Below are 24,331 nucleotides of genomic sequence, written 5' to 3'. Positions count from 1 at the left end.
CCCCTTAGTTGAACGCGTTCAAAAATACTGCCATGATGGGTCTCGCCATCCGCAGAGGATGCTGGGGGAGAGGATCACCGTCATGACGAGCTCACTTCTCATGCCGCGAGGCCGTGTCCGCACACGTGGCGCCGACATGGGAGGAGCGGCGGGCAGCGCGGCTCCGACGCGGATTCTCGACTGGCGGCATCCGAACGTCTCGTCCCTGGTGCGCCGTCTCGACCTGCCGACGGACACGGAAGACGCCTCGGACGCCTGCCGAACGGCGGCCCTGCGGCAGGCCCACCGATGGATCGCCACGGCCGTGCGGCCGGTGTACTCGGTGCAGGACGAGCGACCCGCCTCGGAGGTGCTGCGCCGCGGACGAGGCTCGTGCAGTCAGCGGCTGGCGGTGCTGGAGGCGGTCGCGCGGGCAACCGGAGTGGCCACGCGCGTGCGCGGCCTGTTGGTCGACGGCAGCTTCTGGTACCCGCGCTTCCCCCGGGTCCATCGGCTGGTCCCGCACCAAGTCGTGCTCGCATGGCCGGAGTTCCGCATCGAAGGTCCGCCGCAGAACGGCCGTCCCACCGCACCGTGGCTGACGGTCTCGGAACTCTTCGGAGACCTCGACGAGTTGAACGAATCCAGCGGCGGCGGCTTCACCAACACCGGCCCGGAGACACTCTTCGAGGCACTGTCCCGGACGGCGATCGACTGGGACGGCACGACGGTCTGCCCGGCCACCGGTCCCTCGTGCGACCTCTCGGCCCACGTCCTGACAGACCTGGGCCATTTCGACTCACGTGACGCACTCTTCGCCCAGCACGGCCAGAGCCTCTGCGGAACGGCGAGACTGCTGGCCGAACCCATCATGAGCCGCCGTTCGGCAGGCGCCTGAGGGCTCGCGGCGAATCAACACGGCGGTGCTCGCCGCCAGGAGGCCGTACTGGTCGAGGTGGGCGGCGTGATCCTGCTCGGGGCGTTGGCGTAGGTGACCCGGCGCCCGCGGGCCACCAGTTCACGGATGAGCGCGAGGCTGGGCAGGACATGGCTGACGATGGGGACGCCGACCATCGCGATGCGGGCGCGGCGACGGGACATGGGCGATCTCTCGTTGTCTTGCGCGGGACGCGTGCGGGGGTGTGGCGAGGAGGCGCCGTCAGGGCTGGTCGAGCTGTGCGGTGGCCTCTTCCAGGTCGCGACGGTCCCCGACATGATCGTCCGTACGTGCTCGGTGATGTGCTGCACCGGCCAGTCTCACCACGCCACGGCGAGGAGGCGGGCGATGTCGGCCGCGTCGTAGCGGGTGCGGATGAGCCGGGCGGGGGCGCCGCCGACGAGTCCGTGGTCGGGGACATCTCCGGTGACCACGGCGCCTACGGCGATGATCGCGCCGCGGCCGATGCGTACTCCGGGCATGACCGTGACGCTGTGGCCGAGCCACCCGTCGTTGCCGACGACTGTGTCGCCCCGGCCGGACAGGTCGGTGATCAGGGCGAAGTGCTCCGCCCAGGAGCCGCCCATGGTGGGGAGGGTGGAAGGGCCGTCCATGCGGTGGTTGGCGCCGTTCGTGAGGAACCGGGTGCCCGTCCCCAGCGCGCAGTACTTGGCGCTGACGAGGCGCTCGGGGCCGTGGTCGTAGTCGTAGTCGTAGTCGTAGAGAACGTTGCGCGTCTCGAACGCGGTCGGGTCGTGCGGATCGTCGTAGGAGGAGAGGTCGCCGATCTCGATCAGCGGCGACTTCGCCAACTCCCGTGCGCTGGGTCCGATCGACCTTCTCAGGGCGGTAACTCCCAACAAGGTGATCGCGGCGGTGGAACACGATAGGACGTTCGGCGCCGGAACGGCTGTGGCCACCTTTCCTTGAGAAGGGTGGCCAACCGCCGTTGAACGGAGGCTGCCCACCAGCGCCCGTGTCCTGCGTGCCGCGCTGCTGACCCAGATGGGCGCCGAGCGTCTCAAGCGGCGTGAGCTGGAGTTGTCTCATGCTTTCGAGAAGGCCCGCGAACACCGCGAGCTGCGGCGCAGTCCGCGTGGTAGCGCCGGATGCCCGCTGACTCTGGAGGTTGCCGGGAGCGGCGTAGTTGATTCGCCCCCGGTTGGTGTGGCGTGCGTTGCGGGCTGAGTGTTGTCTGGTGGATGGAACACCGCGATGTACTGACGGTACGGCTGACGAGTTTCCTTGAGGAGCACACCATGACGCAGAAGATCTGGTTCATCACCGGTGCCTCACGCGGCTTCGGCAGGGAGTGGGCCGTCGCCGCCCTCGAACGCGGCGATTCGGTTGCCGCGACCGCGCGCGACCTTTCCACCCTGGAGGACCTTCGCGCGGAGCACGGAGAACGGCTGCTGCCCTTGCGCCTCGACGTGACGGACCGTGACGCCGACTTCGCCGCCGTACGGCAGGCGCACGAGCGGTTCGGGCGCCTCGATGTGGTGGTCAACAATGCTGGTTACGGCCACTTCGGCATGGTCGAGGAACTCACCGAGTCCGAAGCGCGTGCGCAACTGGAGACCAACCTGTTCGGTGCCCTGTGGATCACGCAGGCGGCGCTGCCGTTCCTGCGCGAGCAGGGCAGCGGACACATCCTCCAGGTCTCATCCATCGGAGGCATCAGCGCCTTCCCGCTGGTCGGGATCTACCACGCGTCGAAGTGGGCGCTCGAAGGCATGAGCCAGGCGTTGGCCCAGGAAGTGGCGCCGTTCGGCATCAAGGTCACACTGATCGAGCCCGGTGGGTTCGCCACCGACTGGGCGGGCTCCTCGTCGAGCACCTCCGAGCCGTTGCCCGCGTACGCCGACTTCCACAAGGAAGTGCAGGAGCAGCGCCGCAAGCGCGTCGGCACGCCGGGCGATCCGACCGCGTCCGCCGCTGCCGTGCTGGAGATCGTGGACGCCGACGAGCCGCCGCTGCGCTGCTTCTTCGGCTCGGCTCCGCTGGGCATCGCCAAGGCCGACTACGAGCAGCGTCTCGCGGTGTGGGAGAAGTGGCAGCCCGTGGCAGAACTGGCGCAGGGCTGAGCCGGCCAGGGCGACCCGGCGAACGGAAGGGACAGCCGTGCGCGTAGGCGAGTGAGCGCGCGATGAAGGGGTCGACTGGAGTGAATCCGGTCGACCCCCCTTCCGGGATGGCACTGTGTGATCAGGAGAGGTGCCTCTGGTCGCGGTCGCACACCTGCTCGTGACAGGTCGGCGACCTCGCGGTGCTGTACGTCAGTCGCCGAGGGGATCTTCTTGAAGTTGTCTACCTGGGGATGCTGACCTGCGCGGATGACCCTTCCCACGTCGTTCAAGGGCATGCCGTGTCAGGCGCTGAGGTAAGCCACTGTGCGTACTTCCCGATCTGCTTCGACGCACCGGAAATGTCGGCCGGTGTCACCGACTCGGTCACCTGGCCAGTTCCTTGGTGATCCGGTCGAGCATGCTCGCCCTGCCCTATGTCGAGGTGCTGGTGGATACGGGCGGGGGTGCCGGGCGGGTTGAGGATGTAGCGCAGCCCGGAGGAGGTCGACGGCGGGAGTGTTCTCCTCGGAGTTCCTCCAAGGATCGCCAGAACGCCGCCTCGCTCTCGGCGGCGCGCTCGGGGCGGCCGTTGAACTCCGAGTTCATCAGGGGGCATTCGAGGTCGGTGGTGTTCTCGATCATCCGCTTCCCGTAGCGGACCGCCGACTGTCGCTCTGTCTCGTTCGGGCGGATGGTGATGGTCGCGATGCTGGTGGAACGGGCCCGGCCGGACGGGCGGCAGAGTCCGGCCTGCGTTCCAGGGGTCAACTGCCCGCCCACGGCTGCACCGTGGTCGTCACGGGCGTCCCGGTGCGGGCCGATTCCTCGCAGGCCAGCGCCAGCAGGTGATCCTGGCAGCCGTCGGCCAGCGGGTACGGTTCCGGCCCGGCGTCCCGTACCCACGCGCCCGTCCGGCACAGCAGATCCACGACGGCGAGGTCGTCCTCGGACAGGCTCGCGCCCACGTACTCGTTGCGCCACACCACGTCGCCGTCGAAGGAGATGTGGTGGACCTCGGACCCCTCCAGGTTGAGGTCGGTGCCGGTACGGCGGCGCGTCAGCGCGGACTCCACTGGAGTACGCGGGTCGGCCATCCGCACCACCGCGTCGTCGACGATCTCGCCGAGCGACCCCCGCACCACGATCCGGCGGGCCCGCAGCGGGTTCCACCACTGGTTGTCCGTAAAGTCGTAGAGCGCCGTACGGGCCGCGCCGAAGTCCAGCAGGGCGAGGGTGGTGACGGCGTCCTTCGGAGTCAGGTCGTCCGTCCAGCCGGCCGGCGTCAGCGGGTCGGCCAGAGGGGCGGTGAAGGCCCGCGCGGTGACGGTGGCGGGTCCGAAACCGACGCCCAGCGTGTGCCGGATCAGCGACATCGCGTGGTACATGTGCGTCGAGGACACCTGTACGGAGCTGACCTCGCCGATCACTCCTCGCCGTACGAGGGCGAGCCGGGCGGCGTGGCCCGGCATGAGGGTGTACTGCTCCGCGACCTGGACGAGGGCGCCGCCCCCTGGGCGCTTCGCGGCGCCCACGGCGTCCCACAGCCGGCCGAGTCCCCGTATGTCGGGTGCGGGCGGGGTCTCGGCGAGCACCGGTGTCCCGTGCTCGACGAGTTCCTGCACGATGTGCGGCGTGACCTCCCACGGCACCGAGGGGATCACGAACTCCGGTGCGGCGCCGCATAGTTCGTCGACCGTACGGAAGGCCGGCACGCCCCATTCCGCCGCCACGCGGGCGGCTCGGTCGGCGGAACGGGTCACCACGCCGGCGACCGCGAGTCGCTCGGGCAGCGCTCGTGCCAGCCGTACGAAGAACTCGGCCCGCCAGCCGCTTCCCACGATGCCGAACAGTATGGGTGCTGCGCTCACTGCCCGCTCCTCCCGCATCAGGGCGGCAAGTCTAGACCCGGATTTCGCACGTGGGGTTTGAGGTCTCCAGCCAGCGGGGGCGGGTTTCGTCGATGCCGAGGAGTTCGAGGAGGTGGGCTTGAACGGCGCGGGTGATCAGAATGGTTGGTGGGTCGGTGGCTGTTCCGACACGGATCCGGAGGTCGGCGAGGTGGTAGAGGATCATGCGTCCGGTCGGCCGGAGGGCACGGTTGTCGGGGTAGAGGCCGCGCATGCTCTGGTCGTCGCCCAGGGCCTGGCGGACCTGGCGTTCGATGAGGCAGAACACGAGCAGGGCCAGGCAGATCACGGTGATCAGGGCGGCGATGCGCCGGTTGTGGTGCAAGAAGACCGGGGCCACGGCGAGCGGGCCCTTGAAGTCGCTGTAGCGGCGCTCGACCATCGGCTGGCCCTTGTAGCGGATGAGGACCTCGGCGGCGTCGGCCACTGCGGGATCGAGGGTGGTCAGCAGCGCGTACCAGCCGTCCGTGGCGGCTTGGGCGGCCAGGACTTCCTGGTCGTAGTGCCAGGTCAGGGCGGGTCGGCCGGTCTCGTCGGTGCTGATGGAAGTGACCAGGCAGGAGCCGATACGGCGTTTGCTGGTGATCACACCGATCCGTGCGGTGACCTTCTGGGCGGTGGCGTAGTGCCGGCCGCCGCAGGCGGACTGGAGTTTGTCCAGTTCCTCACGGGCCTTGTCCAGGCGCCGGGTGCGGGCTGCCTGCTGGGCAGCGGCGTTGGCGCTGGAGTGGACCAGGATCCGGCGCACGGTGACCTGCGGGTCCCGCTTGCGTGGACCGGCCAGCGTCTGGGTGTCTTCCAGCACGCGGTAGCGGCCACGCTGCGCGGGTGGCTTGCCCGCGTCCCGCCCGGCGGTGTAGTCGACCAGGCGGGCCCGGCCCGCGTCGAGGCCGGCGAACAGGCCATCGGGAATCTTGGCCGCGGGCGCCGGGGCGATGAACTTCACCTGGGCTTCCTGAAGGGCCAGCAGGTTGCCGTAGGAGATCAGCTTCGAGTCGCCGACCATCAGGAAGTCGCGGGGCGCGGCCAGTTCACGCAGGGCCGTCATCGCCCCGACGACCTGGGAGACCTCGCCGGCCCCGCCGTCGTAAGCACGATGGAAAACGGGGATGCCGCCGTCCGCGGAGATCGCGATCCCGGCCTGGATCTGCTTCAAATCCGCCCGGCGGTCCTTGGGATGACCGTACTTGACCTGCGGGAACCCCTCTTCCGGCCTCTCGTGGGCGCCATGCAGGGACATGCTGGTCATGTCCCAGTGCAGGCGCGAGACATCGATCCCGAACCCGGCGATCGCGCTCGCCCCGACACTGCCGACGATGGCCTCCAGCTCGGGCGCGATGGCGTCCAGGGCACGGCCGATACGGTCGTCGTTGAGCAGGTCCGCCTCGATCCCGAAGACTTCCTCAACAGCCCACTCGCGGGCCCAGTCACCGACCCGCACCAGCGGCGCGGGCGCGGAAAGCCGGTTGGCGACCAGTACCTCGATGACCTGCCCATGAGTGAGATGCGCGACCTCCCGGACCGGACACAGCCCGTCGATGATCCCGGCCACGTCCAGCCGGCGCAGAAACTCGGCAGAGGCGGGCAGAGCACCCAGACGCCTCTCCACCACAGGCGCGATCTCCACGTTCATCCGTGGACGCTGCACCCGTGGCCGCTTGGCACGCGAAATCATCGACACATCACATCAACGACCACACCACCCACCCGACACCGCACACGCCCCGTTCCAACCGAACGAGGCACGTGCGAAATCCGGGTCTAGATGGTCAATTCCAAGGGGTGCCTGCGGAGGTGGTGGGGTGGGCGGCGGCCGAAGACACCGCGAGACGGTCAGGCGGCGGGCGGTCAGGCGTCGGGGTCGACTTCGGGGTGTGTGAACCGCACGGGCCTGCCCAGCGACCGGGCGTAGGCGATTTCGGCTCGGGTGCTGTCTCCGATGTAGTCGCCGACTACGAGCACCTCATCAGTGAGCCGGATCTTCGCCCGGTGCAGATCGTCGAGTCGAACCTTCAGCGCCTCGGCCTCGACAGGATCGGACCACAGTTCGTGCGGCGACTTCATGTCACAGCCCGGTTTGACGACAATCCTTCCGGCTTTGGTCTCCCGCAGATCGGCCTCTTTCATCTTGGTCATGAAGCGGGTGGAGCCGCAGATCACGACGATTCGCGGGAGGCCCAACAGCTTCTTCGCGGCGGCGAGCTTCTCCTCGGGGGCGAGCAGTTGCGGGGATGACACTGGCTCCTCCTGGTGGTGTGGTCCAAGGGGAGCCTGCGGAGACGAGAACGAGGATGTCCGAGATCAACGAGCCCCTCAAGGGCAGCTTGACCTCGAACGGCACCGAGGGCACACACCCGAAGGTGTCATCGCCCGCGTCATGCAACGCATCCTCACGCTGACCTCCGCGATCCGGTACAACGACCACAACCGACAGCCCGTCCTGTGTTCACTGACCGCCTACGGTTCACTGAACCCCTCGACGAGATCATCTAGTTGATGCTTTCATTCCGTCCCGGTGTGCCTGGTGGGCGGTTCCCCGCTGGCCGTGGCTGTGTGCAATCCCTGACGGTTGCCGGCCGTGTGCTCGATGCGGTGCCAGCCCCGGTACAGCAGTTTCGCGGTGTCGTCGGCGTCGAGGCCGGTCGCGATGGCCTGGCGGACACCTGGAGCCGGGTGGCGCCACGGCTCGCCGAGCGCGGCTACCGGGTGATCATGCCGGACCTGCGCGGTCATGGCGACAGTCCGCACGCCGAGCAGTACACGCCCGAGCTCTTCGCCGCCGACCTGGTGCAGTCGCTGCCGGCCGGCGCCGATCTCGCGATCGGCCACTCCTTCGGCGCGTCGGTACTCTCCCTGGCGGTGGCTGACCTGGGCCCCTCCCGGGTGGTCTACAGCGACCCGGCGTGGCGGTTCACCGACAAATCGGTGGCCGAGATCAAGGAGTTCGCGCAGTTCACCAAGGCGACCACGGCCGAGATGATCCAGCAGATGTTCCCACGCTGGCTGCCCGAGGACGTCGAGGCAGAACTCGCCGGGTACGCGCGCTGGGACATCCGCGCCATGGACTGGCTGGACAGCGCCGTCCAGTACGTGCCCGAGCGGCCCCTCGTCCCCTCACTGGTGCAGGGCGCCGGCGACCACCACCTCGTACCGGACGACCTCGCCGGGCAGCTGCGGGCGGTCGGCTTCGAGGTCCGCTACGTGGCGGACACCGGCCACTGCATCCACCGCGACGACCTGGAGGGCTTCCTCGCGTCACTCGACGGTTGGATCTGACACTCCGTCAACTTCCTTTCATGCGTGCGGTGTTCGGCTGCCGGGCACCGCACGGAGGGCGTGTTAAGGTCGCCGACATGAGTGCGGGCAACATCGATCACGGCACAGCGGACACCTCCCCGGCCGACGAGAACACACCGGTCAGGCACGGTTCGTTCGAGCTGCGGGTGCACATCGAAGCCCCGCCGGAGCGGGTGTTCGCGGCCTTCGCCGAGCCCGAGCTGCGCGCTCGCTGGTTCAAACTGCCCGGCCCGTCCCGTACCGCCGAACACGAGCTGGACTTCCGTGTCGGCGGCGGCGAACGGGCGCGCAACCGCGTCCAGTCCGAGGACATGGACGAGCGCATCGAATACCGCTCGCGGTTCGTCGACCTGGAGCCGGCGGAGCACCTCGTGTACGTCTACGAGGCATTCGTGAACGACGTGCGCCGCTGGGTGTCCCTGGTGACCGTTCGGCTGGCCGCGCAGGACGGCGGAACCCGTCTGGACTGGATCGAGCAGTACACCTACCTCGTGTTGACCGGCCCGGACGGCGAGCAGGACTTCGCCCACCTCCGAGGCGGCACCCGACTGCTCCTCAACGGCCTGAGGCGGGCGGCCGAGGAAACACGCCAGTGGGCCCCTGCCGGCCTCCGCGACCCCGAGAACTGACCGGGCGGGCGCATCAGCCCATCCCGGGGGCGAAGCCGTTAAGCGGTCTCGGCCGACTCGTCGGTCTCCGCGTTCTGGCAGTGGTGCCGTGAAGGGCACGGCCGGGACGAGACCTTGGGCCGCCGAAGTGAAGTGCGAACCGTGGTCGGCAGGAGGAGATCACGTCCCGCGGAGTGGTGTAGCTGGGCAGAGTCCCGGCAGGCCATCACGTAAATCTCCCTGGTGAACGCGCAGTTCAACCGGAGGAGCCAGACGTCGTTTCCATCGGACGGGGAGGCGTTTGAGCTGGTGGGGGAGGGCGGGGGCCTGCTCGACGGTGTAGCGGAGTGTGTGAAGCTCCGCCTGTCGTTCGCGAAGTTCAGCCGTGTGGCGTGCCGGCTACCGTTTGGCCCCGAGGAAGTCCTCCAGGATCTCGACGAACCGCGCCGGCTGCTCCTCGGCCGGGTAATGGCCGCAGTCGTCGAGGACGACCCCCGTGACGTCGTCGGCCGCCAGTTGCATCGTCTGGGCGGCACTCGCGCCGCTCCACAGCGCGCCGCCGAGGGCGAGCACCGGCAGCGTCAACCGGGTCTTGCTGCGCTGCTCGTTCTGGGCGATCGTCTCGTCCAGCGCCCGGTAGTAGGCGAAGCTCGCCCGCAGTGCGCGAGGATCCGCGGCGATCGCGTCGACGTAGACGTCGACGGCGTACGCGGGGATCGCGGTCGGCGTGGCGGCCTTGGTGGCGAACTGCCAGCCGAAGAAGAGCCGTTCCCGTCCCCGGACCAGGTCCTCGTTGAGGTCGGTGAGCCGGTTGAAGCCGAACTGCCAGAGCTTCAGGTTGGCCGCGGCCGGGCCGAAGAACGGCGGGGACGGCGTGAGGCCGGGGATCACTGCTTCGAGGATGGCGAGCCGGCCCACCCGCTCGGGGTGATCGGCGGCGAGGGCGTACGCGGTCCACGTACCGATGTCATGGCCGACCACGTCGAACCGGTCGTGCCCGAGCGCGGTCATCAACGCGACCAGATCGGCGGCCAGCGTGCCGGCGTCGTACCCGTCGTCGGGCTTGTCGGAGAGCCCCGCACCGCGCGAGTCGACGGCGACGACGGTGTGCCGGCGGGCGAGCGCGGGCATCACCTCCCGCCAGGCGTACCAGGTCTGGGGCCATCCACCGATCAGCAGCAGTGCCGGGCCGTCCCCGCCGGTGACCGCGTGCAGCCGCAGTCCGTTCACCTCCACGAGCCGGCTGGTGAAGACGTCGAGGAATCCGTCGGGCAGTCGCAGCGAACGCAGGCTTGTCATGACGACGACCATACCCATCTTTGAACGATCGTTACAAGATGTGTAGACTGGCGAACCATGGCAGGCCGCAAGCAATTCGACGTGGACGAGGCGCTACGACGTGCGATGCACGTCTTCTGGCGCTGGGGTTATTCGGAGGCCTCGATCGACCGCCTGACCGAGGGCACGGGGCTGGGCCGGGGCTCGCTCTACGGCACCTTCGGCGACAAGAGCGCACTCTTCCGCAAAAGCCTCCAACGGTACGCGCAGACCTACCACCCGCTGTACGAGCAGGCACTGTCCGGCCCCCACCCGAGCCCGAGCGCCGTTGTGGCCGCCTACCTGCAGGTCGCCCTGAACCGCATCGCCGACCCGACGGTCCCGGATGGTTGCCTGCTCACGGTGTCGGCAACGCAGTTCCCGACGCTTGACGCGGAAGGCCAGGCGATGGTCCGCGCCATGATCGACGGTTTGCGGGCGAGGCTGGAGCAAGCCTTGCTGGCGGCGGGTGTCGATGATCAGGAGGCAGCAGAGCTGGCGTTGTGCACGCTGGCGACGAACAAGTCTCTGGCAGTGCTGAGCCGCGCCGGCTTCTCGGGCGAAGACCTGGCAACCGTCGCGGCAGTCGCCGCCAAGAATGCCAAGGCTCTGCCGAATCGACCGGCCGAACCGTCGGAGTCGCGGTAGGCGGGAAGGCTCGTTCGCGTCCGTGCCGCCGCCGCGACACGACGCTGGTGAACCCGTCTGATCAAAGGGCTCCGGGTTCAGTGATGTTTCGAGCTGGGCCGGCCCCGGCCGACCGGCGACGGTCCCGTGTGCCGCCCCCTCTTTAACGCCCGAGCGTGGGAAGAGCCGACCGCGCAGCGAGACCAGTTCAGGCGTGAGGCCGCGCTCAACTCGGCAGCAGGAACTCGTGCAGCCGCTGCCAGTCACCGGCCTCGTTCCCGTCCCGCAACCGGCGCCAGCACGTCGTACCCGTGCCGAAGCCCAACTCCTGCGGCGGGTACTCCCGCTGGATCCCGGTGTGCAGCACGTACAGGATCCCGCACAGAACCCCGCGGTCCGGCAACGCCTTGCGACCCGGATACCGAAACCTGCAATCACGCCGCGGCAGCAACGGCTCCAGACGGTCCCACAGCTCATCCGACACGATCCACGGCGACGTTCCCGCATCGGGCCGAACGTCCAACTCCCGCCCCAGACAGGGGCATCAGGACCGATCACCCTCTTTGTGTCAGCCGTTGATGCCGCCCTGAGCGCCGGGTGCTGCGCGTGGTCAGGGCCTGACCGCGAACACCATGCCGATGTCGCCGGCCCGCTGCACCGAGTCCTGCTCGGTGCTGACTGTGAAGCCGTGTGTGAGGAGGACCTCGCAGACCGTGTCGCGGTTGTGCTGCCAGCGCTCCACCTCGACGACGGCCTGGCGGACCAGCGGCCAATGCCGTTCCTCGATGCCTCTGAGTACCTCAAGTTCGGCGCCTTCCACATCGACCTTGAGCAGGTCGATGTGGTCGATGCCTTGCTCGTCGAGCACCGATGACAGGGGCCTGACCTTCACTCGGTGTGTCTCAAGCTGCCGCAGCACTCGCAGCTTGCGGCTGATGAGAAGAGTGAGGATGGGGGTGGGTATGCGGCGCAGGACCGGTCCGAGGCCGCCCTGGCGGATCATTTCGACAACGCTGGCGGTGACCCGGCGCCGCTCATCCTCGATGTTCCCCTGATTTCGCGAGGAGGACGAGAAGATCGTGGCGGCCGGAATGTAGCTGAAGTCGAGCTCGTCGTCGCGGGACGCCAAGCCGTAGGGGAGCGCGGTCAGGCGTCCGTTGAAGAACTCGCGAGCATTGCGTTCGAGTGTCGCGTGGAGTGGCGGCATCGGCTCGAAGGCGTAGATCCGCACGTCTCCGTCCAGCCGTTCATAGACGGCGGCCGAGAACACACCGATGTTGGCGCCCACGTCGAGTACCGTCGCGCCCGGCGTGCACTCGATGCCGTGGGCGAAGTAGCCGCCCACCTCCTCGCGGAGGAAGGACGCCTCCCAACGATTGATGCTGTGCAGTTCCATCGCACTCATGGTCATGACAAGGTGATTAGCAGGGTTGGAGCCAACAATCCAGCCCGCACCCTCCGCTTCGGTCACGTCCCAGATCCATACGGTGCGACAGGGGCCCATTCTCACAAGAGCTTGTGACGCGATCTTGCTGAGGTGTTCTGGCCGGGGGGTGACCGATGTGACGATTCGGCCGATCGGGAGAGTGTGAGGACTCGGCCGTGGATCACGGATGGCGACGTGTGGATGGAGTCATTGTCAAGACCTGTGGATCGCTCGGCGAGTCGCCTGCGGCCCTCAATGGAGAGCGGTGCGTTGGCGTGGGTGCCCATCAGATGGCGGCGAGGTTGTTGAGCAGGTGGCCAAGCTCTGCCGGCGCCTGAATGTGGGCCAGATGGCCCTGCCCGGCGAGTTCGTGGACTCCGGCGTGAGCGATGTGCTGCCGCACGTTTTCGAACGACGTTCCGTAGGGGGCTGTTCCGCGGTTGCACTGGCCGATGATCAGGTCGACATGACCTGCCTGTCGCGCCCTCACATCCGGAGGCGGCGCTGCGTTGAGCGCGCCGAGTTCGGCGTATAGCGGTCCGCTCAAGCGGCGCAAGATTGCCCAAGCGGAATGATCGGCCCGAAGATCCTCGACGTGCGCAGCGGAGAAGCCGGAGATCTGCCGATTGACGATCTCGACGCAGCGATCCCAGTCCGCTGACTCCGTGGCGCTCTTCAGGTCCGGCAGTGCATGGTGTCCGAACGGCTGTATCACCGGCTCGTAGGCGATCACCTGGGGAATCGGGTGTTCGTTGGCGGCCAGCAAGGTGATCAAGCCGCCGTAGCTCCAGCCGAAGACGGCCCTCGTGCTGTCGAACTCGTCAAGGACCACACCGAGGTCCTCAACCTCTGTCCGTAGTGAGTAAGAGTTGGTCAACGGCCCCGAGGAAGCACGTCCCCGACGGTTTACGACTACCACTGAGGGCCAGGCATCGATGGCGCCCGCAACACGGCGCCACGTATGCGCATCGCTCATCACGCCCGGGACGACGACGAGGCCCGGAGCGTCCGGCTCCCCGTACACATCGACCGTGACCCAGCTGTCCCCGTCGACTGCAAGCTTCTTCTGAATCGTTCGCTCCATAAATCTATTATGGAGCGAACGATCTACAATGCAAGCGTGACCGAACACAACCGTGGACGCCCCCGAGCCTTCGACCGCGACCGTGCGGTCCTCGAAGCCGCTCGCCTCTTCTGGCGACGCGGCTACTCCGGCACCTCGACCCGCACCCTGACCGCGGTCCTCGGGCTCTCCACCTCCAGCCTCTACGCCGCCTTCGGCAGCAAGGCCGGACTCTTCGAGGAAGCGGTGCGGACCTACGCCGAGCGTTACCGCGAGATCTACCAGCAGGGTGTCGCCGAGAAGAACATCCAGACGGTCATCGAGCGCATCCTCACTGACTCGGTCCACGAGTTCACCCAGCCAAGCGACACGCATCCCGGATGCCTCATCAGCAGCGCCGTGATGACCGACAGCACGAGCACGCTCGATACCAGCGCCTATGTCGCCGAACTGCACAGCTCGAACGAGCAGGCACTGCTCGTGCGCATCGAACGAGCGATCCAGGACGAGGAACTAGCTGCGGGCACCAACGCAGCGGTCCTGACCGGGCTCATCCAATCCGTCTGGCACGGGTTGTCAGTGCGGTCCAACGTCGACACGGCTCGCGAGGACCTGCTCGCGACGGCACAACTTGCTCACCAACTCATCTGCCGACAAACCACGTCACCAACGTCCTGACCCGCAACAGCTAGGCGGCGTGGGCTTCGGGACGTTCGACGAGCTCGCCGCGTTCGAAGCGGGCTCCGGCACGGACGAGGGCGACGAGATGGGGCGCGTTCACGGCCCGCCAGCGAGCCTGGGCGGACTCCACGAGCTTGAAGACCATTGCGAGAGCGGCGGCCCGGCTGCCCGCTCCCGTGGTCACCTTCGTCCGCAGCCGCACGGTCGCGAAGGTCGACTCAATCGGGTTCGTGGTCCGCAGATGGATCCAGTGTTCGGCCGGGAAGTCGTAAAACGCCAGCAGCTCGGCCTCGTCATCGACGATCTTCTTGACCGCTTTGGGGAACTTCGCGCTGTACTGCTTGGCGAACGCGGCGACGGCCTTGGCCGCGTGCTCGCGGTCCTCGGTGTTGTAGATGTCCTGGATGGCACTCTTCGCCGCGGGCTGGGCCGACTTCGGGAGGCTGTCGAGGCAGTTGGCCGTTTTGTGAACCCAGCACCTTTGATGACGGGTCTCGGGGAAGACCTCGTTGATCGCGTTCCAGAAGCCGAGTGCGCCTTCGCCAACAGCGAGGACGGGAGCGTGCATGCCGCGCCGCTGGCAGTCCCGCAGCAGGCTCGCCCAGGACTGGGACGATTCACGGTAGCCGTCCGCCATCGCGATCAGCTCCTTGGTGCCGTCCGCGCGCACCCCCATAACGACCAGGACCGCGACTTTCGCCTCCTCCAGACGTATGCGCAGGTGGATGCCGTCGGCCCAGACATAGACGTAGTCCGTGGCCGACAGGGCGCGTTCGCAGAACGCCTTGTGGTCGGCCTGCCATTGGGTAGTCAGCCGGGTCACCGTCGCCGGGGACAGACCGGCCGAGGAGCCGAGGAACTGCTCGAGCGCGGGCACGAAATCGCCCGACGACAGGCCGTGCAGATAGAGCAGAGGCAGCACTCGTCTCGCGAAGGCGCAGCGGGAACTGTCCCGCAAGGCCAAGGGCTCCGCGAACCGGGAGAAGGCCCGCCGCAGGGTCGCCCGCGTGCATGCGCGGATCGCCGACCGGCGCCGCGACTTCCTGCACAAGCTGTCGACTCGTCTCGTCCGTGAGAACCAAACGGTCGTGATCGAGGACCTCACCGTCCGTAACCTGCTGAAGAACGGCACGTTGGCGCGCGCCATCTCGGACGCGTCGTGGGCGGAACTGCGCTCGATGCTGGAGTACAAGTGCGCCTGGTACGGGCGGGAACTCGTCGTGATCGACCGCTGGTTCCCCAGCAGCAAGCTGTGCGGGGCCTGCGGCACGGTCGCGGCGAGGATGCCGCTGAACGTCCGGGAGTGGACGTGCGACTGCGGCGCCGTACATGACCGCGACATCAACGCGGCCCGCAACATCAAGGCGGCCGGGCTGGCCGTCTCGGCCTGTGGAGCTGGTGTCAGACCTCAAGGGAGCACTCCCGGCGGGCAGTCGGCGTTGAAACAGGAACCCCTACGGCGCGAGCCGTAGGAATCCCCCTCCTTCAGAAGGGGGAGGAAGTCAAATCTGTAGAGGTGAAGTTGCCACAACTCAGGGAGCCTGAAGGCATCTGTCCGGTTGGCGACTTCGTGCACACCGACTCCGATGTTCACCACGACGGGTGGTTCGCCGAGGTGGATCTGTGTTTCACGCACGGTGAAAAATGACCAGCAGTGGTGAGCGGAGCCAACGCCCCGGCTGCGACGCTGGTCCTACGTTGGAGCGCATGACCAACACCAAGCTCCTGAGTTCGGTGCAGATGGCGCACTTCGTGTCACGCGGCTCACTGCGGCTGGACGCCGTGGTGCCGCCCGAGCTGAACGTCGTGGGGATCGAGACACTGCGCGAGGGAGTCCCGGGCGTTCCCTACGGCAGCAGTGTGCCGGACGCCTACCCTGAGGGGTCCTTCTCCCGTCTCCTGCTCGAAATCCCTGAAGTGGCAGGGGCGTTGCGCAGCCTCGTCGGGCCCGAACCCAGCGTCGACCACCATGCCGTCCACATCCGGGAGCCCCGTGAGGGGCAGGCGCAGCCGCTGCACGGGGACGCGATCATCGACGTGCGCACCGACGCGTTCGATGTACAGCTGATGTATTACCCGCAGGATGTGACGCTCGACATGGGCGGCACCCTCAGCGTGCCGGGCAGCCATCTGCGGCGTACGAACGAGTCGGACACCGGTCGCTACCAGAACCTGAGAGGGCAGAGTCGGCTTGTCTGTCCCGCAGGCACCGTGGTGTTTCTGCACCATGGTCTGTGGCACGGAGGTCGGCGCAACGACAGCGATGCCGTCCGGTACATGTTCAAGATCCGCTTCAATCCCACTGTGCGTCAACTCCGGTTGTGGGACACGTCGGACCTGGGAGATCCTCGCGTCGCCGCGGAGCTGTCGACGACGTTCCCGTGGTACGAGCAGGCCACCGGACGTCTGGAGATCTACAACCGCGTCCTGCTGTGGCGGTCGCTCACGGGTGACGACTCCTTCGACCTGGACCACTGGGTGTCCCGTGTCTCCAACCGTCCCGAGAGGCAGGCTGTATGAGCATGCGTCAGCAGGTCCTGGTGCTCTACCTGGCCACCTCCGCACTGGACGCGGATGTGGTGGGCTGGTCTCTTTACGACGGCACGGGCCTCACGACACCGACGGCGGGTGACAGTGACAAGCCCCCGTACACCTCGGGCGTCCATGCCTTGGAGGACGGCTGGCGACTGTTCCAGGCAGCTCAGCTGATTCCTCCGTATCCGGGGCACGAGTACGACGTGTCGTTCCTCAAGCATGAGTTCTTCTTCGAAAAACTGGCGGACACAGGCGTCTCCTGACGTCCAGGATCTGTCCCGGCCGGCCGGTTGCCGATGGGGCGGCCTCTGGCCGTAGCTGTCGGCCCGGCCAAGAGCACGGGAACCGGTCGTCACGCAGGGGTCGCTGTCGGTGCCTTGCCCCGAGTGGCTTCGCCTGAGTGCAGCGGCCTCAGTTGACCGAGTGGGGTGACCCCATTCGGCGATCACCAGACCATGATCTGACCGAGTGGATCGGCCCCGCCCGGAGCAGTTCGGTGGCTCTTCTTCAATCCGGTGGTTCGTGGGGTGATTGGTCAGCAGCGTGAAGGTCTTGACGACGGAGACCTGGGACACGATCGCTGAGTGGCATGCCGAGCGGGTGCGGACCGGCCCGGCGATGCACGAATTCGCCCGCGACACTCTCCTCGACGGGCTTCCTGCTGACCTTCGTGGTCAACGCATCCTGGATCTCGGGTGTGGGGAAGGGCTCATCACACGCGCCCTGGCCATACGAGGCGGGTCCGTTGTCGGCATCGACCCGTCCCCTCACATGATCGGCCATGCCCGTGCCGCCGAGGAGGCCACCCCGAGTGGCGCTCGCTATTCCGTGGACGTCGGGGCTCGCTGGCCACTGTCGCGACGGGCAGTGTGGAGTGGGTGACCGCTGGGCTGTCCTTGAACAACGTGCCTGACCTGACTGCTGCGGTCAGTGCCGTGCGGCGGGTCCTGGTGCCCGGAGGGCATCTGGTCTCCACCGTTCCGCACCCGTGCTTCGAAGCGCTGCATGCGCGGTGGAACGGTGGCGCAGACGAGCCGCCGGCCGTGTGGTGGGGAACTACCTTGCGGAGGGCTTCTGGCGCTCGGCCAACCCCGACGGCGCCCGTCGGGCAGGCAACCAGCACCGCATGGTCTCCACCTATGTGACCAGCCTGGTTGAGCACGGGTTCGTCATCGACAGGCTCGCGGAGCCGGCTCCCGACGCGCGGGTGATCGCCGAGCAGTCGCTGCGGGCCGGGCTGCCGCCGTTCCTGCTCATCAGCGGTCTGCGGAGTTGAGCTGTCAGCTGGTCGCGCCCTGCTGCACGCGGGTCTGGGCGAGGCGGTAGGGATCGGTTCCGGTTTCGATGATGTTGCTGCCGAAGGTGAGACGGTCCGCGATGGCCGCGCAGAGCCGGGGGCCGGCCCGCCCTCCGGAAACGAGCCCAAGCTCACCGACCCCTTGGCCGGTACGTGATCGTCATGTTCGTCAAGGGCACCAACATGGGCCCCTACGAAGGTACCCGGCACATTCCCGGCGTGAGCGGGCACGAGCTGTCGTACGTCGCGAACCGGCACTTCTCGATCGTGCTGCTGAACAAGGCGATCTGCGACCTGGTCAACGCGCACGCACGCCGCCTTCCGCGAGGTCGGCTGCGTGATCCGTACCGTGCAGCTGCTGCGTTACCTCTCCGACGCGCCACTGCGTCGGCGAGAGCGCTGGTGCTATTTCGGTTCGCTGTCTGCGGGTGCGGGAGCGGTCTGTGCCAGGCCGGCGAGGAGCAGGTCGATCATGCGGCGGGCCTGGTAGTCGGGGAAGGTTTCGACTCCGATGCACAGGTTGCCGATGGCGAGCATGAAGTCGTAGGCGCGGATGTCCGGGTGTGTGGAGCCGGCGGCGGCGGACGCCTTCAGCAGCTGGTCGAGCACAGGCAGCAGGCGTTCGACGAACTCGTTGTGCAGGCTCTCGAATCCGGCTTGGTCCGAGTGCAGTGCCTCGGCGAGGCCGTGCTTGGTGACCAGGAAATCGGCGAATTGGTGAACCCACAGCCGCAAGGCGTCGTACGGCGTATCGGCGGCGGGAGCCGTGTGCGCGGTAGCGGAGAGCGCGTCGACCTGGTGTCTGAAGACGGCGACCACCAGTTCCGCCCGGGTGGGGAAGTGGCGGTAGATGGTGCCCATGCCGAGGCCCGATTCGGCGGCGATCTCCCGCACGGGAGCGTCGACTCCCGCACGGACGAACACGGCCGCCGCGGCGTCCAGCAGTCTCTGCTCGTTTCGGCGGACGTCGGATCGCTTGCGGCTGGCAGGGGGTGGCGGCGTGTTGGGCGTGGACATCGTGAGCACCTCCCATCTTGCAAAGCGGAGCAGTGCTCCGTATCGTAATGCGGAGCGGTGCTCCATATTCCAATGATGTCAGACGCCGCGCAGCACGGGCCAGCGGGCCCCTCCGGGAAAGGCGTTCACCTCATGAGCGACACCACGTCCGTCGACGGCGGCAACGACTCCATCACCCCGGTCATCTCTGTCAGGCCGGTCGCACTGGCCGCCCCGGACCGCGGCCAGGACCTGCAGGTACGGGTCACAGCGCCGACGACCGGCCACAACCTGCCCGTCGTTGTCTTCTCGCACGGCATGACCCTGACCATGGACGACTACGCACCGCTGGTCGACTTCTGGGCAGCCCGCGGCTTCGTTGTCATCCAGCCCACTCATCTCGACTCGCTGGGCCTCCTCCCTGACGACCCGCGCACCCCGCTCATCTGGCGCATCCGCACTGGCGACCTGACCAGGGTCCTCGACCAGCTCGACACCATCGAAGCCGGCGTGCCCGGGCTGGCCGGCCGCATCGACCACGACCGCATCGCGGTCGCCGGACACTCGTGGGGCGCACAGACCGCCAGCACCCTCGCAGGCGCACGGGTCGTCGACGCCGACGGCACTCCCGGTGAGAGCATGAGCGACTCGCGCGTGACGGCGGCGGTACTGCTCTGCCTGCCCGGAACCGGCGGCGCCGACCTCAGCCCGCTTGCCGCCCAGTACTTCCCGTTCATGAGCCCTGATTTCAACGAACTGAAGACGCCGAGCCTCATAGTCGCCGGCGACCACGACCGGTCCCCGCTGACGGTGCGCGGTCCGGACTGGTTCACCGACGGCTATCACCTCAGCTCCGGTGCCACCGATCTGCTGACCCTGTTCGGCTCGGAACACGGACTCGGAGGCATTCAGGGCTCCAACGACACGCGCACCACCGACGAAAGCCCCGAGCGCGTCGCGGTCATCCAGCACGCCACCCTCGCGTATCTGCGTACCGCGCTGGGCCTCGACAACGACGCGTGGCCTGCCGCCCGTCGAACCATGACCGTGACCAGCGACCCGCTGGGAAGGATCGACTCGAAGTGACCCCCCTCTCGCACCGGCCGGGTAACTGTCAATACCTGTGGGTCGGTTGAGGTTGTTCAGGCTGCGTGAGCCTCGGGGCGTTCGACGAGGATGCCGTTCCGTTCTTGAGTCGCGCATGCGAGCACGGCAGTACGCGAAACAAGACCGTCGACCGTGACCAGGCCCGTGTCCCGCAGCCGTCCCGCGATCTTCTCCCCGGCTCCCGGCACAGCCAGGTCGACACGGTTGCGCACGAAGGCATCGGTGTACAGCTGCTGAACTCGGCGCATCACGGATCTCCTTGGCTGCGGTGGATTGGTCCTACTGTTCGGCGCCGCTGGACCGGGGGTAAAGCGACAGATTGTCGATTCGGGCAATTCGCCCACGCCCAACTCGGGCCACGCGCTGCGTGCTACGTTCCGACCACCCCCGGCCGTACGCGCAATCTGAGGAGAGCGATGGCGTACACGCCCCCCACCTGGCCCGTCTCCGTCAAGGGCGTCGCTGTTGATAGCCACCGACGCGTACTGCTGCTGAAGAACGAACGCGAGGAGTGGGAGCTGCCCGGCGGGCGACTCGAACCCTCCGATGGCACGCCTGAGTTGGCAGTGGAGAGGGAGATCCAGGAGGAGACCGGCTGGGCGGTCAAGGCCGGTCCTCTGCTGGACGTGTGGATCTATCAGCCTCTGCCCGTGGCCATGCCGGACCGACGAGTCGTGATCGTCACCTACGGCTGCACGGTCCTCGCCCCGGACAAGACCCCCGTGATGAGTCACGAGCACAAGCAGCTCGGCATGTTCACCGCTGACGAAGTGCCCAGCCTGACCATGCCGGACGGATACAAGCAGTCCATCGCCGCCTGGTACGCACGGATGTGACCGGCGGTGGACGGCATGATGACGGCACGACGCCCTCAACACACCTTGTGGCACTGGGCAACCCCGCAGGCCGAGGCAGTTCTCGCCTCCCGCGGTATCGGGGCGATCCTGCGCTTTCACCGTGCCGTGCACGGCATGAACCAGACCGAACTCGGGCGGCTCCTCGGCTACGACAAGACGTACGTCTCGCTCCTCGAACTCGGCAGACGGAGCCTTGAAGACATCGGCTCCCGCCGACACGTCGCGGAGACACTGTGTCTGCCCCCGCACGTCGTCGGCGTCACCGATCCAGCCGACACCGACACCGCGCAAGGGCTCTGATGGCCCATCATCCGATCAGCCGTTCGTGACCCCAGCTGCCCGTAAGGTCCTCGGTCTTTACAAGGGCTCGGAAGCTCACGGTGAGCTGAGAGGTGTTTTCCGCGAGGGGCTGGGACCACGAACATCATCGGCTGGATCGCGTGATCACTGGCGTCATCACCGCAAGGGCGGGGCTGGTGAACCCGTCTGATCAGAGGGTTCCAGACCCGGTGGTGCTTCAGGCTTCACCGACCCCGTGAGTCACCAGTAGATGGTGTTGCGAGCCGGGCCGTCGCCGGTCGACCGGCGACGGCCCCGTGTGCTGCTCCCTTTTTAACGCCTGAACGTGGGAAGAGCCGACCACGCACCGCGACCAGTCCGGGCGCGAGGCCGCGTTCAGCTCGGCCAGCAGGATCTCGTGCAACCACTGCCACACGCGGACCTCGTTCCCGTTTCGCAACCGGCGCCAGCACGCCGTACCCGAGCCGAAGACCAACTCCGGCGGCAGATACTCCCTCTGGATCCAGGGGATTCACCCCGACCCCGAAACGGTGGGCGGTGGAGCGGACCTACGGCTGGCTGATGCCGCAATGCCGCCTGGCCCGCGACTACGAAACCCACCCGGACCGCTCCGAAGCCATGATCCAACGGGCCATGACCGACCTGAAGGCCCGCGGCCTCACCGGAGAGAACACCATCTCCTGGCGAGACCCGGCGCCAGCACACCAAAGCCGCATATGCGGATGAAACAAAAGGAGAAAACGACCTCTCAGGCACGCCAATGCACTTTGAACACCCACGCGTACTGCCCCGCCTTGCGTGCGGCTTCGGGGACGTCGATCACCAGTGCCCCGTTGCTGAGGGTCCATGTCAGGGGGCGGCCGTGGCCGAGCATCGTCACCTTGTCGCCACTGCGGATCGGGATCGGCGCTTCGACCGTGAGTTTGGCGCTCGGCTTGGCCAGGGAGTGGATGTAGAAGGCTTCGTCCGGGCGGACCGTGAACCTCAGGTCGTCGCCGAGCTGCGCCATCCGCGACCAGTACGTCGTGTCGTAGATCGCCTCGCCGTTGACGCGCAGCCAGCGGCCCGTCTCGCGCAGCCGGGTCTGCATGATCTCGGGGATCGTGCCGTCGGCCCGGGGGCCGATGTCGAGAAGGAAGTTGCCGTTCTTCGACACGATGTCGACGAGGTTGTGCACGACCTCCTCGGCCGTCATGTAGCCGTCGTCGGGGGTCGCCCGGTTGTAGCCGTAGCTGAACGGGTCGAGGCCGCGGCTGGACTCCCACTTGGCGACGACCGTGTTCTCGTACGTCGTGTACTCGGGCGTGGTGAAGTCGTGGAAGGCGATCCCCGAACGGTCGTTGACGGTCACGTCGATCGGACGGCGGCGGTTCTTGGCGTGGTTGAAGTACTCCGCCAGCACATGGAGACTGTCGTTGGCGCCGCCGATGTCGCACCAGATGAGCTCGGGGTCGTAGCCCTGGATCAGTTCCAGCATCTGCGGGGCCTGATACTGCGTCACATAGTCCTTGCCCGCGGTGTATCCGGTGTACGGCACCGGCTGAAGGGTGTAGGGATTGCGCGGGGCGTGGCCCATCCACGGGTTGTCGGGGTTGAACCATTCCGGCATCGAGAAGTAGAGCCCCCGGTGGAGTTCGGGAGTGTGGCGGCGTGAGGCGTCGAAGAGTTCTTTGACCAGGTCCCTCTTCGGGCCCATCTTGACCGCGTTGCGGTCGGAGACCTTGGTGTCCCACAGCGCGAAGCCCTCGTGGTGCTTCGAGGTGAGCACGTGGTACTGGGCGCCCGCGTCCCGGAACAGTTCCACCCAGGCGCGCGGATCGAACTTCTCGGCGGTGAAGCGCGGGATGAAGTCGTCGTACGCGAAGTCCTCGCCGTAGGTGTCCCGGTGGTAGGCGTACGTCGGGTTGTTCGGGTCCTGTATCTGGTCCCAGTACCACTCGGCGTACTGCTTGCCGACGGGCGCCCAGGCGGGCACCGAGTAGACGCCCCAGTGGATGAAGATGCCGAACTTGGCGCCCTGGAACCAGTACGGTGCCTGGTGGCCGGCCAGGGAGGTCTCGGTGGGTCCGTAGTCGGAGACGCCGAGGGTCAACTGCTTGCGGGCCACGGCGACTTGGGATCCGCGTCCGGTCACGGTGACCGTGCCGTCCCGTACGGTGCCGGGCGTGACACCGCTGCGGATGCCGACGCGGACCCGGGCCTGCTCACCGGGGTCCAGGCGCTGGACGCGGGCGGCCTCGACCGTACGGGCACCCTCGGCGTCGACGCGTACGGACACTGCGTCGCCCGCGAGGATCGCGACCGTACCGGCGTTCACGACCGTCGCCTCGACACTCTGCGCGCCGGACGATTCCAGCAGCGAGTTGGTGGAGTGGGCGTCGCGCAGGGCCAACGCCCTTCCCTGGGCGGCGGGTTGGAGGGAGAGCGCGAAGACGTGCAGGGAAGTCCGGCCCGCCTCGGCCGGGTTGGTGACCGGGAGGGTGAGAGCGACCGCCTCGCGCTGCGGGTCGAGCCAGACCTCCGAGGTGCCGATGCCGACGCTGTGCTGGTCCTCGGTGCCGTCCGGCCGGTAGCGGTACGGAGCGGAGAGCGAGCCGCCGGCCGCGTACCAGTCGGCGCCGCCGAGGCCGGCAGTGCTGGTGGAGCCGTCGGCGTAGTGGACGGTGGCGTTGCCGGAGGCGTTGCCGTAGCTGGCCGAGGTGAGGAAGACGGCCGACAGGTAGCGGCCCTGCGGCAGTTCGACGCGCTGGCCCATCGCGACGACGTTGTTCTTGGCGCCCGCGGCCGAGGAGGGGAAGAGGAAGGGGATGCCGTCGACCTCCACGCGGCCGGTGGGGAGTTCCTCGCCCGGGAAGGTGTAGCCCGAGCCGTCGAAGTCACCGCCGCGCGCGGAGGCGGTGTCGATGCCGTCATTGTCGTAGAGGCCGTCGAGCGGGACAGGGACCGGCTCGGGGACGGGAACCCATGGCCCGGCGTGCTCGGTAAGTGGTTCGCCGGCGTGTGCGACGGTGGCTGAGGTGAGGGGAAGGGCTGCTGCTACGGCGACTCCGGCTGCGGTGCCCAGGACCTGACGTCTCGGATACGTACCCATGAGCGGCTCCAATTCATCGGATGTCTGATGATTGAGGAGAGCTGAGACGCTGTCAACGGTGCGGACAGAGGGAGGAGTTGGGGAAATTCATAGGATGACGAGTTGGGTCGTTCGGCTGCATGTCCTGTTCGGCCGGTCGCTGGTGGATCTCAGTCGCACCATCGCGCGGCCTGAGCCGGGCCGGCCCCTCGAACCGTCCGCGGTGCCCACGCCGTCCACCTGTTCTCGGTCCTCGATGAG

Annotated in this window: 22 protein-coding genes and 11 pseudogenes; 17 read left to right on the top strand and 16 right to left on the bottom strand. The window is 67.5% G+C overall.

What is annotated here, in order from left to right:
* Positions 1–82 precede the first annotated feature (82 nt).
* Entirely contained in the window at positions 83–877 is a 795-nt protein-coding gene (locus OG496_RS02275) for a transglutaminase domain-containing protein (protein WP_405969313.1), read from the top strand.
* A gap of 74 nt (positions 878–951) precedes the next feature.
* Here OG496_RS02275 and OG496_RS02270 read toward each other — a convergent pair.
* Both OG496_RS02270 and OG496_RS02265 read right to left on the bottom strand, forming a co-directional pair.
* A pseudogene (locus tag OG496_RS02270) lies at positions 952–1,080 on the bottom strand (glycosyl transferase); the annotation flags it as partial.
* A 96-nt stretch (positions 1,081–1,176) separates the two neighbouring features.
* A pseudogene (locus OG496_RS02265) lies at positions 1,177–1,734 on the bottom strand (CatB-related O-acetyltransferase); the annotation flags it as partial.
* A gap of 441 nt (positions 1,735–2,175) precedes the next feature.
* Between OG496_RS02265 and OG496_RS02260 the strand changes: the two are divergent.
* On the top strand, positions 2,176–3,000 hold the full coding sequence (locus OG496_RS02260) for an SDR family oxidoreductase (protein WP_318022217.1): 825 nt from the start codon (positions 2,176–2,178) through the stop codon (positions 2,998–3,000).
* A 403-nt stretch (positions 3,001–3,403) separates the two neighbouring features.
* On the opposite strand, the pseudogene OG496_RS02255 reads toward OG496_RS02260, so the two are convergent.
* The 4 genes and pseudogenes from OG496_RS02255 to OG496_RS02240 form a co-directional block, all read right to left on the bottom strand.
* Positions 3,404–3,669, bottom strand: a pseudogene (locus OG496_RS02255) (sugar phosphate isomerase/epimerase); the annotation flags it as partial.
* Positions 3,670–3,746: 77 nt separating this feature from the next.
* A complete protein-coding gene (locus OG496_RS02250; RefSeq protein WP_405969312.1) occupies positions 3,747–4,850 on the bottom strand; it encodes a Gfo/Idh/MocA family protein in 1,104 nt (367 codons plus the stop codon).
* A gap of 31 nt (positions 4,851–4,881) precedes the next feature.
* The gene (locus tag OG496_RS02245; protein WP_405969311.1) at positions 4,882–6,522 is read right to left on the bottom strand and encodes an IS1634 family transposase; all 1,641 of its coding nucleotides are present in this window, start codon (positions 6,520–6,522) and stop codon (positions 4,882–4,884) included.
* 215 nt (positions 6,523–6,737) lie between these two features.
* Positions 6,738–7,127, bottom strand: coding sequence for a hypothetical protein (locus tag OG496_RS02240; protein ID WP_405969310.1), 390 nt, complete (start codon positions 7,125–7,127; stop codon positions 6,738–6,740).
* A gap of 354 nt (positions 7,128–7,481) precedes the next feature.
* Between OG496_RS02240 and OG496_RS02235 the strand changes: the two genes are divergently transcribed.
* A complete protein-coding gene (locus OG496_RS02235; RefSeq protein WP_405969309.1) occupies positions 7,482–8,165 on the top strand; it encodes an alpha/beta fold hydrolase in 684 nt (227 codons plus the stop codon).
* A gap of 77 nt (positions 8,166–8,242) precedes the next feature.
* A complete protein-coding gene (locus OG496_RS02230; RefSeq protein ID WP_405969308.1) occupies positions 8,243–8,815 on the top strand; it encodes an SRPBCC domain-containing protein in 573 nt (190 codons plus the stop codon).
* A 378-nt stretch (positions 8,816–9,193) separates the two neighbouring features.
* Here the strand turns inward: OG496_RS02230 and OG496_RS02225 are convergent, their stop codons facing one another.
* Complete coding sequence (locus tag OG496_RS02225) at positions 9,194–10,093, bottom strand: alpha/beta fold hydrolase (protein ID WP_405969307.1); 900 nt, start codon at positions 10,091–10,093, stop codon at positions 9,194–9,196.
* 57 nt (positions 10,094–10,150) lie between these two features.
* On the opposite strand from OG496_RS02225, the gene OG496_RS02220 reads away from it, so the two are divergent.
* Positions 10,151–10,759, top strand: coding sequence for a TetR/AcrR family transcriptional regulator (locus tag OG496_RS02220; protein ID WP_405969306.1), 609 nt, complete (start codon positions 10,151–10,153; stop codon positions 10,757–10,759).
* Positions 10,760–10,839: 80 nt separating this feature from the next.
* On the opposite strand, the pseudogene OG496_RS02215 reads toward OG496_RS02220, so the two are convergent.
* From OG496_RS02215 to OG496_RS02205, 3 genes and pseudogenes are all read right to left on the bottom strand, one after another.
* Positions 10,840–11,273, bottom strand: a pseudogene (locus tag OG496_RS02215) (transposase); the annotation flags it as partial.
* Positions 11,274–11,348: 75 nt separating this feature from the next.
* Positions 11,349–12,209, bottom strand: coding sequence for an FkbM family methyltransferase (locus OG496_RS02210; protein WP_405969305.1), 861 nt, complete (start codon positions 12,207–12,209; stop codon positions 11,349–11,351).
* A 241-nt stretch (positions 12,210–12,450) separates the two neighbouring features.
* The gene (locus OG496_RS02205) at positions 12,451–13,248 is read right to left on the bottom strand and encodes an alpha/beta fold hydrolase (protein ID WP_405969304.1); all 798 of its coding nucleotides are present in this window, start codon (positions 13,246–13,248) and stop codon (positions 12,451–12,453) included.
* 36 nt (positions 13,249–13,284) lie between these two features.
* On the opposite strand from OG496_RS02205, the gene OG496_RS02200 reads away from it, so the two are divergent.
* On the top strand, positions 13,285–13,905 hold the full coding sequence (locus tag OG496_RS02200; protein ID WP_405969303.1) for a TetR/AcrR family transcriptional regulator: 621 nt from the start codon (positions 13,285–13,287) through the stop codon (positions 13,903–13,905).
* Positions 13,906–13,915: 10 nt separating this feature from the next.
* Here OG496_RS02200 and OG496_RS02195 read toward each other — a convergent pair.
* Positions 13,916–14,833, bottom strand: a pseudogene (locus tag OG496_RS02195) (IS256 family transposase); the annotation flags it as partial.
* On the opposite strand from OG496_RS02195, the pseudogene OG496_RS02190 reads away from it, so the two are divergent.
* From OG496_RS02190 to OG496_RS02170, 5 genes and pseudogenes are all read left to right on the top strand, one after another.
* A pseudogene (locus tag OG496_RS02190) lies at positions 14,820–15,380 on the top strand (RNA-guided endonuclease TnpB family protein); the annotation flags it as partial. The pseudogenes OG496_RS02195 and OG496_RS02190 overlap by 14 nt on opposite strands.
* Positions 15,381–15,615: 235 nt before the next feature.
* Positions 15,616–16,428 (top strand): phytanoyl-CoA dioxygenase family protein, encoded by an 813-nt coding sequence (locus OG496_RS02185; protein ID WP_405969302.1) that lies wholly within the window; start codon positions 15,616–15,618, stop codon positions 16,426–16,428.
* A gap of 2 nt (positions 16,429–16,430) precedes the next feature.
* Entirely contained in the window at positions 16,431–16,706 is a 276-nt protein-coding gene (locus OG496_RS02180; protein ID WP_405976546.1) for a hypothetical protein, read from the top strand.
* A 355-nt stretch (positions 16,707–17,061) separates the two neighbouring features.
* On the top strand, positions 17,062–17,325 hold the full coding sequence (locus OG496_RS02175; RefSeq protein WP_405976545.1) for a methyltransferase domain-containing protein: 264 nt from the start codon (positions 17,062–17,064) through the stop codon (positions 17,323–17,325).
* Positions 17,326–17,491: 166 nt separating this feature from the next.
* The gene (locus OG496_RS02170) at positions 17,492–17,719 is read left to right on the top strand and encodes a hypothetical protein (RefSeq protein ID WP_405969301.1); all 228 of its coding nucleotides are present in this window, start codon (positions 17,492–17,494) and stop codon (positions 17,717–17,719) included.
* A 4-nt stretch (positions 17,720–17,723) separates the two neighbouring features.
* On the opposite strand, the pseudogene OG496_RS02165 reads toward OG496_RS02170, so the two are convergent.
* Positions 17,724–17,840: pseudogene (locus OG496_RS02165) on the bottom strand (AAA family ATPase); the annotation flags it as partial.
* Between the two features lie 26 nt (positions 17,841–17,866).
* Between OG496_RS02165 and OG496_RS02160 the strand changes: the two are divergent.
* Positions 17,867–18,043 (top strand): annotated as a pseudogene (locus OG496_RS02160) (Tn3 family transposase); the annotation flags it as partial.
* A 24-nt stretch (positions 18,044–18,067) separates the two neighbouring features.
* Positions 18,068–18,122: pseudogene (locus OG496_RS02155) on the top strand (hypothetical protein); the annotation flags it as partial.
* A 23-nt stretch (positions 18,123–18,145) separates the two neighbouring features.
* On the opposite strand, the gene OG496_RS02150 reads toward OG496_RS02155, so the two are convergent.
* Positions 18,146–18,757, bottom strand: a complete 612-nt coding sequence (locus OG496_RS02150) for a TetR/AcrR family transcriptional regulator (protein ID WP_405969300.1) — start codon at positions 18,755–18,757, stop codon at positions 18,146–18,148.
* Positions 18,758–18,889: 132 nt separating this feature from the next.
* Between OG496_RS02150 and OG496_RS02145 the strand changes: the two genes are divergently transcribed.
* Positions 18,890–19,822 (top strand): alpha/beta hydrolase family protein, encoded by a 933-nt coding sequence (locus OG496_RS02145; protein ID WP_405969299.1) that lies wholly within the window; start codon positions 18,890–18,892, stop codon positions 19,820–19,822.
* 56 nt (positions 19,823–19,878) lie between these two features.
* Here OG496_RS02145 and OG496_RS02140 read toward each other — a convergent pair whose 3' ends face one another.
* A complete protein-coding gene (locus OG496_RS02140) occupies positions 19,879–20,091 on the bottom strand; it encodes a hypothetical protein (protein WP_405969298.1) in 213 nt (70 codons plus the stop codon).
* Positions 20,092–20,259: 168 nt separating this feature from the next.
* Between OG496_RS02140 and OG496_RS02135 the strand changes: the two genes are divergently transcribed.
* Complete coding sequence (locus OG496_RS02135; RefSeq protein WP_405969297.1) at positions 20,260–20,679, top strand: NUDIX domain-containing protein; 420 nt, start codon at positions 20,260–20,262, stop codon at positions 20,677–20,679.
* A gap of 15 nt (positions 20,680–20,694) precedes the next feature.
* Positions 20,695–21,000, top strand: coding sequence for a helix-turn-helix domain-containing protein (locus tag OG496_RS02130; protein WP_405969296.1), 306 nt, complete (start codon positions 20,695–20,697; stop codon positions 20,998–21,000).
* A 244-nt stretch (positions 21,001–21,244) separates the two neighbouring features.
* Here the strand turns inward: OG496_RS02130 and OG496_RS02125 are convergent.
* Positions 21,245–21,511: pseudogene (locus OG496_RS02125) on the bottom strand (IS5/IS1182 family transposase); the annotation flags it as partial.
* Here OG496_RS02125 and OG496_RS02120 point away from each other — a divergent pair.
* A pseudogene (locus tag OG496_RS02120) lies at positions 21,499–21,726 on the top strand (IS5/IS1182 family transposase); the annotation flags it as partial. The pseudogenes OG496_RS02125 and OG496_RS02120 sit on opposite strands and share 13 nt — an antisense overlap.
* 22 nt (positions 21,727–21,748) lie before the next feature.
* Here the strand turns inward: OG496_RS02120 and OG496_RS02115 are convergent.
* The gene (locus OG496_RS02115) at positions 21,749–24,091 is read right to left on the bottom strand and encodes an alpha-L-fucosidase (protein ID WP_405969295.1); all 2,343 of its coding nucleotides are present in this window, start codon (positions 24,089–24,091) and stop codon (positions 21,749–21,751) included.
* Positions 24,092–24,331 lie beyond the last annotated feature (240 nt).

The sequence above is a fragment of the Streptomyces sp. NBC_00988 genome, from assembly GCF_045162645.1.
Lineage (GTDB): Bacteria > Actinomycetota > Actinomycetes > Streptomycetales > Streptomycetaceae > Streptomyces.
The sequence above is the reverse complement of the archived record's forward strand: the minus strand, read 5'-3'. Positions and strand labels throughout refer to the sequence as shown.